Source organism: Streptomyces durbertensis (genome assembly GCF_014156695.1).
GTDB classification, from domain to species: Bacteria; Actinomycetota; Actinomycetes; order Streptomycetales; family Streptomycetaceae; genus Streptomyces; species Streptomyces durbertensis.
In genome coordinates this window covers 1-4,263 of the sequence record NZ_WMLF01000457.1, presented here as the reverse complement: position 1 = coordinate 4,263, position 4,263 = coordinate 1, and the positions used below count along the sequence as shown (strand labels likewise).

Annotated in this window: 7 protein-coding genes and 1 pseudogene; 6 read left to right on the top strand and 2 right to left on the bottom strand. The window is 71.2% G+C overall.

Features of this window, described 5'->3' with window-relative positions:
* Positions 1 to 495: molybdopterin cofactor-binding domain-containing protein (locus GL263_RS22570; protein WP_182857585.1), on the top strand; the 495-nt coding region annotated here is incomplete at its 5' end.
* Positions 496 to 554: 59 nt separating this feature from the next.
* Here the strand turns inward: GL263_RS22570 and GL263_RS22565 are convergent.
* Complete coding sequence (locus GL263_RS22565; protein WP_182857587.1) at positions 555 to 734, bottom strand: hypothetical protein; 180 nt, start codon at positions 732 to 734, stop codon at positions 555 to 557.
* A 112-nt stretch (positions 735 to 846) separates the two neighbouring features.
* Here GL263_RS22565 and GL263_RS22560 point away from each other — a divergent pair.
* The 3 genes and pseudogenes from GL263_RS22560 to GL263_RS22550 all read left to right on the top strand — a co-directional run.
* Positions 847 to 1,047: pseudogene (locus GL263_RS22560) on the top strand (mycothiol transferase); the annotation flags it as partial.
* A 348-nt stretch (positions 1,048 to 1,395) separates the two neighbouring features.
* The gene (locus GL263_RS22555) at positions 1,396 to 1,923 is read left to right on the top strand and encodes a MepB family protein (RefSeq protein ID WP_182857584.1); all 528 of its coding nucleotides are present in this window, start codon (positions 1,396 to 1,398) and stop codon (positions 1,921 to 1,923) included.
* A 140-nt stretch (positions 1,924 to 2,063) separates the two neighbouring features.
* On the top strand, positions 2,064 to 2,516 hold the full coding sequence (locus GL263_RS22550) for a DUF3592 domain-containing protein (RefSeq protein ID WP_182857583.1): 453 nt from the start codon (positions 2,064 to 2,066) through the stop codon (positions 2,514 to 2,516).
* Between the two features lie 44 nt (positions 2,517 to 2,560).
* Here the strand turns inward: GL263_RS22550 and GL263_RS22545 are convergent, their stop codons facing one another.
* Positions 2,561 to 3,562 (bottom strand): DUF389 domain-containing protein, encoded by a 1,002-nt coding sequence (locus GL263_RS22545; protein WP_182857582.1) that lies wholly within the window; start codon positions 3,560 to 3,562, stop codon positions 2,561 to 2,563.
* 135 nt (positions 3,563 to 3,697) lie between these two features.
* Between GL263_RS22545 and GL263_RS22540 the strand changes: the two genes are divergently transcribed.
* Together GL263_RS22540 and GL263_RS22535 are read left to right on the top strand one after the other, a co-directional pair.
* Positions 3,698 to 3,841 carry a hypothetical protein gene (locus GL263_RS22540; protein ID WP_182857581.1) on the top strand — a complete coding sequence of 48 codons (144 nt, stop codon included), beginning with the start codon at positions 3,698 to 3,700 and terminating at the stop codon, positions 3,839 to 3,841.
* Positions 3,838 to 4,227 carry a type II toxin-antitoxin system death-on-curing family toxin gene (locus GL263_RS22535; RefSeq protein WP_323379523.1) on the top strand — a complete coding sequence of 130 codons (390 nt, stop codon included), beginning with the start codon at positions 3,838 to 3,840 and terminating at the stop codon, positions 4,225 to 4,227. Before GL263_RS22540 ends, GL263_RS22535 begins: the two co-directional genes overlap by 4 nt.
* The last annotated feature ends 36 nt before the right edge of the window (positions 4,228 to 4,263 follow it).

Here is a 4,263-nt window from a genome sequence, read left to right as displayed (position 1 = left end):
GCCCAGTGCCGCCCCCACCCCACCGACCCCCTCGACGACACCGGCCACGGCGACGCGTTCGTGAGCATGTCCTTCGCGGCGGTCCGCGCCGTCGTCGACGTGGACGTCGAACTCGGCACGGTCCGGGTGGTCGAACTGGCCATCGCCCAGGACGTCGGCCGCCTCCTCAACCCCGCCATCGCCCGCACCCGCATCGAAGCCGGCCTCGCCCAGGGCCTCGGCGCCGCCCTCACCGAACACCTACGCGTCGCCAAGGGCGTCGTCCGCCACCCCGACTTCACCGGCTACCCCCTGCCCACCTCCCTCGACGTCCCCGACATCAAGATCGTCGAACTCCTCGAGGAACGCGACGTGGTCGCCCCCTTCGGCGCCAAGTCGATCAGCGCCGTCCCCGTCGTCGTGGCCCCGGCGGCCATCGCCGCCGCCGTCCGCGCCGCCACCGGCCGCCCCGTCAACCGCCTCCCCATCCGCCCCGCCGCCGTCGTCCCGGAGTAGCACCCCCTGGTTCCCGTACTCCGCAGCACTTCCGACCGAGCCGCGACAAGTCGCTGAACTCAGGCTTCGCGGTCCGACCGATCCGCCCGTTCCCGCCGCATCCGGGCAGCCGCGCGACGGGTGTGTTCGTTCGGCTCAGGCGCGGCGTCCAGCGCACCCAGAAGATCGCTGAACTCCTGGGCGCCGAGCACGGTAGGTCGGTACTCGGCGTCGCCGCTGTCGTCTTGCTGCCGCGTCACGGGCGGCACTCCGGTTGCCGGGCGGTGCTGCGACCTGTCCGACGGAGCGCCGGGACAGGGGCCACGCACTCTAGCCGGTGCTAGTGACTGTCGGGCACCTTGTCATCACACGAGGAGCCTGTTCGCCATCCTGGTCGACGTCCTCGGCGAGACCCACCGGCATGCCGGGCACGCCGACACCCTGCGCGAAGACATCGATGGCCGAACCGGGATGCGGCCCGAACACGAGATGCAGATCGATGCGGAAGCCCGCGATGCCTACTGCGCGAAGATCGAGGAGGCCGCCAGATCGGCCGCATCGGTCAAGGCATAGAAGGCCGTGCCGCGAACCCTGATGTTCGAGCGGCATGATGCCGACCGTGAGTGCTGATCTGTCGAAGCGTCTGGTTCCTGATGAGCCCCGGGAACTGGTCGCCCCGCTACTGCCGACGTTGCGGCTCGACCGCAAGGCGGCGGGACCGCTCCGCGTGACGAGCGGGCCGTGTTCGCCGCAGTGGATACGTGCTGACCAGCGGCTGTGCCTGGCATCATCTGCCGCCGACGTTCGGCGCGTCCTCCGCCACCGGCGCATCGCCGCTTCACGATATGGGCCGGGGTCGGCCTGTGGCGTCGGCCGCATCGGGCGGTGTCAGTCGTAAGAGCGCGGTGGGAGGATGGCGGGATGGAGGGGAACGAGTTGTGGGCGGGGCTTCACGGGGATCTGGTGGCGGCGCGGGCGCTGGTGTACGAACCGGGCGGGTTCCGCTGCTCGGTGCCGGTGGCCGAGCCGGAGAGTGCGGAGTACGCGGCCTGCGCGTTCACGCTTGACGACCGCTCGGTGCGGTTCCGCGTGGGGAAGACGACCCCGACGAAGGTGGGGCAGTTCGTCACCGTGTGGCAGCGGTCGGCCGAGGGGCCGATCCGGCCGTTCGACGTGGGTGACGGGGTGGACCTGTTTGTCGTCAGCTGTCGCGACGACAACGGCTTCGGGCAGTTCGTGTTCCCGTGCGACGTGTTGTGTGAACGCGGCATCGTCTCGCGTGACGGCTCCGGCGGGAAGCGCGGGTTCCGCGTCTACCCGCCGTGGGTGGCCACGGCGAGTCGACAGGCCCGCGGCACGCAGGCGTGGCAGGTGAACTACTTCCTCGACCTCGGTGGGGAGGGCGGGGCGCCCGACTCCGTTCGCGCCCGCGCGCTCTACGACGCGTAGGCGCGGGCTCTGCCGCGCGTCGGCGGGCTCAGATCTTGCTCAAGTGCGGGTTCCTCGGGTGTGGGGCCGGGGATGATCGGTTCGTTGCGGCGTGCACCGATGACCGGGTGCACGCGCGGAACCTGAACACGGGGGCTCTTATGGACTTTCTCTTCTACCTCATCCCGATGCTGATCGCGGGCGTCGCGGTCTTCATCGGCTATCGGGTGCTCAGCCGTTCGCTGCAGCTACGACGGGCCTGGAGCAGCGGCCTTGTCGCGCAGGGGCGCTGTGTGGGCACCTACACGACCAGCCACGGGCACGCCGACAGCTGGGTGTCCACCACCCTGCACCACATCTACGAGTTCACCACGCCGGACGGCCGTTCGGTCCGGTTCGAGGAGACGGGCGGCTCCGCGCTGACGAGGGAGGGCGACGTCGTGCCGGTGCGGTACACGACCGAACGGCCGGAGCAGGCCACGGCGCAGGCCGTGCGCCCGGGGGTGAACGCCGCCACCGCCACGGGGACGCTGGTCTTCGTGGGGGTCGTGGTGGTGCTCTGCCTCTTCTTCATGAGCACGTTCGCCGCGGAGTTCGGCGGCGGCATGCCGTGACCAGGCGGCATGCCGTGACCGCGTGGGCGGCTCGCAGGCGGCGCTCAGCCGCCGACTCGTCCGGCGTCGACGCGCCGACCACGCGAGGCGTCCACCACGACGGGCGTGCCGTCCGGGATCCGCCCCTCAAGCCGGTCGAGCAGAGGCTCCACCGGCGGGAGTTCATGCGGGGTACGGACGTGGATGTGCATCGTCCGGGACTTCACGTCGACTCCTGTCACGGACGCGTCCCGCTCGCCGGCGAGCCACTGCTCCGCCGCGTCCTTGGCCCGGCCGGTCCACGTGTTGATCAGCAGCGTGGCCGCGGTGTTGACCGTGAGGGGTACGAGCACGACGACGAACAGCAGGGCCATCGCGGCGTGTGCCCGGCGGGCGGGGCGCCCGACCGCCTTGTCGGCCTCCGCGCCGTAGCCGAGCGAGGCGAAGACCAGCATGCCGGCGAAGACCAGGGCGAAGAGGTTCGACAGGAAGAGCGCCAGCGCGCCCAGCGCCAGCCATCCCGACAGCTTTCCCAGGCACACTCCTGCCACCACCAGGGGCGGGACGAGGGAGATGGCGATCGCGACTCCGGGCAGCACGGCGGCGACATCCCGGCGGGCCAGCGCGACGGCGCCGGCCAGGCCGGTCGCCAGGGCTGCGATCAGGTCCATCAGGCCCGGCGACGTCCGCGAGGAGACCTGACTGTTGGACAGCAGGTCGTAGTTGCCGGGCAGAGCCACCGACATGAGCATCCCGACCGCGATCACCAGCAGGCAGGCGAGGAGGACAACCGCGGCCGATCCGGTGCGGTGGCGCCGGACCGAACCGAGGGCGATGCCCATGATCGGAGTGGCCAGCGGCGCGATGATCATCGCGCCGATCACGGTCGCCGTCGAGTCCGTGATCACTCCGCCGGCCGCGATGACCGCCGACAGCGTGAGCATCGTCCAGAACGCCGATCGCTTGGCCGTGCTGTCCCCGGAGGACAGGATCAGGTCCTGGGTCAGTTCGTCCAGCGAGCGGCGCTGGGACGCCGGCAGGACACGGGCGCGGGCCTTGCTGATCATGTCCCTAAACAACCACGACCGGCACGGGGGAGATGGGCAGGACACGGACACACGTCTCCCCGCTCCGCTCTCTGGCTCGGCGGGCGACGGCAAACCGGCGGCGAGGAGCGGGCGGACAGAACTAGTGTTCGTGGCATGGACACTGAACGCGGGCGGAGCGCGCCCGCCGAGGAGCGCGCGTCCGGAGCGGCGGAGCGGCGGGACGTGCGGGAGGCGGTTCGGCGGATCGCTGCCGAGGAGGCCGTGCGGTGGCAGGAGCTGTTGGAGCGGCTGAAGTGAGCGCTGCGAATCTGGTGCCGGAGGACGGGCCGGTGATCGCCGGGTACGCGTGTGAGGGCGGGCCCGTGGAGATCAGGGACCGGGGTCTGCTGACGTCCGCGCTGCGGCGTCCGGAGACGACGGCGTTCGGCGAGGAACTGTTCCCCGACGTGTTCGACAAGGCGGCCGCGCTGCTGCACGGCATCGCCGTGAACCACCCGCTGGTCGACGGCAACAAACGGACGGCCTTCCTCGCTTGCGTCACGCTGCTGCGGATCAACGGTGTCCGGCTGCGGCTGGACGTCGACGCGGCGGAGGACCTGGTCGTCGGCGTCGCGAGCGGCCGGCTCCGGGACGTCCCGGAGATCGCCGACCGACTGCGGGCGCTGAGCGTCGGGGCGGGATGACGCCCGCCTTCGGCGGGGGGTGTGGCTGGTTCGGGA

What these genes read in the sequence shown, in the direction of transcription:
- GL263_RS22550 (WP_182857583.1), top strand. Translation starts at nt 2,064, where the DNA reads ATGGACTTTCTCTTCTACCTCATCCCGATGCTGATCGCGGGCGTCGCG.
- GL263_RS22545 (WP_182857582.1), bottom strand. Translation starts at nt 3,562, where the DNA reads ATGATCAGCAAGGCCCGCGCCCGTGTCCTGCCGGCGTCCCAGCGCCGC.
- GL263_RS22540 (WP_182857581.1), top strand. Translation starts at nt 3,698, where the DNA reads ATGGACACTGAACGCGGGCGGAGCGCGCCCGCCGAGGAGCGCGCGTCC.
- GL263_RS22555 (WP_182857584.1), top strand. Translation starts at nt 1,396, where the DNA reads ATGGAGGGGAACGAGTTGTGGGCGGGGCTTCACGGGGATCTGGTGGCG.